Raw genomic sequence first — 4,334 nt, forward strand, 5'->3', positions numbered from 1 at the left:
GCTCCCTTTGATAGCGAAGCGCGGAATAATTTTCTAATGGCAGACAACGGCACTACCGATGATAAGCAACGCTGGGCCGGAGAGACCGCAATCAGCCCGGGGCTCGGGATCTTCCGCGGTCACTCAGGTGACAACCGGCCACACCGCCACTGGGCTCACCAGATCAGCATAGGGCTCGATCGCGAGGTAGTATTTGACATTGAAGGCAAGGAGGTATGTGCGCCTGCGGTGTTGATAGCCGCGGGAACTCGACATCGCCAACATAATGGGGAAATACTGTCGCTGTACATTGATCCGCTGGTCAACGTCGACATACCCGTGACATTGGATACGAAGCAGAGCAAATGGAAAGCATTGGCTGACAACGAAGCTCAAGTACTGGTTTCACGCTTTCCTAGAGAAAAATCTCTGCAAGACACTCTTCAGCAAATTGCCCTTCATGAGCCACTGACTCTTGTCGACAATCAGCGTCTTGCCACAGTCATCGCCAAAATCCAGGCGAGCACGCAGGGTAACAACATCAGTCGGGACGAGCTAGCGGCATTATGCCGCCTGTCGCCGAGTCGATTTTCGCATTGGTTCAGCGAACAGACCGGCCTGCCGCTGCGCAGCTATCGAAAATGGTTACGATTGATTACCGCTTTGGAGATAGCCTTAACCACGACAAACCTGAGTCAAGCGGCAACAGAAGCGGGCTTTTCAGATCAGGCCCATTTCACCCGAGCAGTCCGCGAAGCGTTTGGTATTTCTCCGACCCAATTGATGAAGCTCCTTGCCTGAAGTCAGCACTTTCGTTCAATACGCCAACATGCCTCACCGGCATACTATGACGTTACTACACGCAGATAGTCGGTGAATACAGACATGCTCAAATGGACGGTTCGCTGGGGAAGCTACCCCCTGATCTTTATTGGTTGCGCATTACTGCAATATCAGATTCTCGCGCGGGGTTTACCTCATTGGCCGATCGCTATAATAGTATCCGCTTCAGGCATAACACTTGTCGCACTACTCGAACGCTTTCAGCCTTATACCCCGGAGTGGAACCAAGACCACAATGACACCCGGGTGGACATACTGCATGCTGCGTTCAGCTTGACGTTGATTTTCACTGTTATCGAAATTGTTACCCTCAGCCGTTCATTATTACCGGATTTCGTTGCCCAAGCTGGCACCCTCTGGCCTTCAGCATGGCCACTGTGGGCACAATTGCTGGCTGCAGGCGCAATCATCGACTTTGGCCTCTGGCTTATGCACTGGCTCAGCCACAAGTTTCCCTTTCTTTGGCGGCTGCACGCGCTCCACCACAGTTCGGAGCGCCTGTACTGGCTAAACGGCGAACGTCGTCATCCGCTGAGCGCAATTTTGCTGGCCAGCCCGGGCCTGATAGCTGTGGTAATACTAGGCGCGCCTGCGGGCGTCATCGGCGCCTGGTTTGCCATCATATCGGTTCACCTCGCCTTTCAGCACGCGAACCTCGACTATACTGTAGGCGTTTTCCGAAACCTGCTGGGAGTCGCCGAAATCCATCGTGGACATCACAAACGTGAGTACGAAGACGCGCAAGTAAACTTCGGGGAATTCTGGATGATATGGGACCAGCTGTTCAGAACATTCAAATACACTCGCACGCCAATTGGTGCTGGTGAGATTGGAATAAAAGAACCTATGCCCTTGCGCTACACTCAACAGCTCCGCTGGCCGTTCCAAAGCTAAAAAGTATACGGAACAGCTCGGGCTTCTCTGCTATTGATCAAAGCCCGTGGGCTATAGCTAATAGTGGTATAGCCAATAGTGGTCTGCTGATATCTACAGTTGTCACCACTCCCTTGGCTCGGCGTGACAAAAATTGCATATGGTTCTTCAATGCCGACATTCAACCCCCACCGTCTTGCTCGGTGAGTGCAGCCGCAGACGCATATCCGAACTAATGCCTCTGATGCCATTGATCCAACCCAGTATCTGTATTCGGCGCTTAGAGAAACTTACGCTTTCTTACCAGATAGCCCAGAGGTGTTGATACTGCCTTTCGAACCATCTTCACCTCACACCGTTTACCTAGGAAACTAGTCACGCACTCCAGGCGAGGGACTCCGCTGCAAGCCCGGGCGCTGCATTAGAGTGTCATCAGTCACAAATCGATCTGGGATATCCCTAACAGGTGCTGGACTATTAATGTACGTCCAAAAATTTAACCGGCCGTGAATTGTAGGTGTGCCAATACAACTGCACCTCACCGCTAGCCTCTATAGAATCCAGATATGCCGCGGCGGCTTTAGCGGTATAGGTTTGATCCAACGCGATACCGCAGCCCGAAAACTTTGCGGTGGCCTTGTCACCAGCCTCACTACGCACACCGTAGCCTGCGCCGTAATAGCTGTCGATAAGCTTGGGCGCCGCCATGGCCGGCATCTCAAGACCATAACGTGACAGCGTGTTACAGGTACGCTTCATCAACTGATGTACTGTGCCTACCGTGCACGTGGGTATCACGCCCAAGTGCGATGGCGCAACGCGGATACCCACAATCTCCGCTTTGAGACCCGTGAGCGCCGCGCCAATCGTCAACCCGGCCAGGGTGGCCGCAGAGCCAACCGGCACGAAGATTCTAGCGGGCATGGGGCACACGCCACCTTCGATTTGCTGCCAAAGTTCAAAAGCCGCATTAACAAAGCCAATAGTGCCTGCAATGTTAGAGCCACCCGCAAACAGGAAATAGTGCTTTCGCGAGAAACGCTGAGGATGGCAATAGTAGCGCATCACCGTGTTGGCAAGAGTCCCGCAAAATGTGAGCTCAGCACCAAACTGTTGCATCCGCAGTAAATTGTCACGCACAGTTTTTGATTCGGGCTGCTCAAACAAAAGTACCGTGCATCGTAAGCCTAACTTCTGGCACAGCATGGCAGTGGCTACGCCATGATTCGTTCCAGTGGCGCCAAAGGTGACTACGTGCTCTCTACCCTGCGCCATCACATCGGCCAGGATAAATTCGAGCTTGCGGATTTTATTGCCGCCATAGATAGCGTGGGAGATGTCATCCCGTTTAATCCACGCATTTGAGCCAATATCCGGCAGTGGTTCGACAGGTGTCGGCAGGTCAGCCAACTGAAGCCAGGGCAAGGTATCAGTCAGTAGCGGGTATGCCTCAAATAAGGGTCTCGTAGTCGTCATGCCATTTATTCATCATTTATAGGGTCGTAGATATCAATGGTATATCAATGACTGCCCCCATTGACTAAGTTTGCGACTTCGCAGGGCGCATATTTTCCTTTGCCCATCGTCGGACTTCATATAGCCCGACAGCTCCGCTTTCATCTTTGAATGCACCGGCAACGTTGCGATAGTTAACGACTCGCTGCATTGGACTGGGATGATTGGAAATATCGTACATACTCACGAATATCACACACGGGCAAAAACCGATCTATCACTCTTGCAAACTAAACTTCTTCTCGTTATGCCCGCGTCATCGTGTTGATCAAGGACAGATCGGGTATATGATGTGCGCTATCCGACGCGGGGATTAAGAGAATCATTAATCCGTGCGATCAACCAATCTACGTGACACTATCAGACTGACTTGCGACTCAAATACCAACGGTATTGCTAGCGCAAATCTATCTAACCGCCCCTTGCGTTAACACCGAATATTCTAAACCCCACGTATTGAGCTGTTCGCTAAATAGGGTTAGGTTCTAGCGTCGTCAATGCATCACAAAAGCAGCTGTACCGTCTACCCGGGGCACACTGATGAACACTACGATTCCGCATGCTGACCTGACCGACCCTGAAACCTCTGAACGCCTGTTCTTTCTCCGAATGTCCTGCGCCATTGCCGCAACCGTCGTGCTCGGTTTCGGGGCCTTTGCAGCCCTGGGTATTTCGTCGTTTCGCTCACCTTGGTGGGTTCATTTGCATGCCTTAAGTTTTATGGCATGGATCGCGCTCTTTATCACCCAGAATACACTGGCGTATCGAGATGCCCTGCCACAGCATCGTCGCCTCGGCCGCGTCGGCGCTTTGCTCGCTGGCTGGATGGTTGTGCTGGGCTTGGTGCTCACACCCGTTACCCTCATGGTTGATCGCGTACCACCTGTGTTTACCCCGGCGTTTTTTCTGGCGCTGGACTGGGTGAATATCGCCTGCTTTGCCATCCTCGTGTTCTCAGCACTACATCTGCGCCGCCAGACTGACTGGCATCGCCGCCTGATGTTCTGTGCCACCGTGTGTGTAATTGCGCCCGCCGTCGGTCGCCTGCAGCTGATCGCCATGAATCAGATGAGCGTTTGGATGGTGACCGGCGCGTTGCTGGTATTTGTAATCATTGGAATGCT

At 52.6% G+C, this 4,334-nt stretch carries 4 protein-coding genes; 3 read left to right on the forward strand and 1 reads right to left on the reverse strand.

The genetic code is table 11. The features are described from left to right. Positions 1–780: helix-turn-helix transcriptional regulator (locus AC222A_RS18785; protein WP_486775440.1), on the forward strand; the 780-nt coding region annotated here is incomplete at its 5' end. A 315-nt stretch (positions 781–1,095) separates the two neighbouring features. Continuing rightward, entirely contained in the window at positions 1,096–1,716 is a 621-nt protein-coding gene (locus tag AC222A_RS18790; protein ID WP_486775441.1) for a sterol desaturase family protein, read from the forward strand. Positions 1,717–2,172: 456 nt separating this feature from the next. Here the strand turns inward: AC222A_RS18790 and AC222A_RS18795 are convergent, their stop codons facing one another. Further along, a complete protein-coding gene (locus tag AC222A_RS18795) occupies positions 2,173–3,171 on the reverse strand; it encodes a 1-aminocyclopropane-1-carboxylate deaminase/D-cysteine desulfhydrase (RefSeq protein ID WP_486775442.1) in 999 nt (332 codons plus the stop codon). Between the two features lie 579 nt (positions 3,172–3,750). Here AC222A_RS18795 and AC222A_RS18800 point away from each other — a divergent pair. Next, on the forward strand, positions 3,751–4,334 hold a 584-nt coding region (locus AC222A_RS18800; protein WP_372760809.1), incomplete at its 3' end, for a hypothetical protein.

The sequence above is a fragment of the Litorivivens sp. genome, from assembly GCF_057445395.1.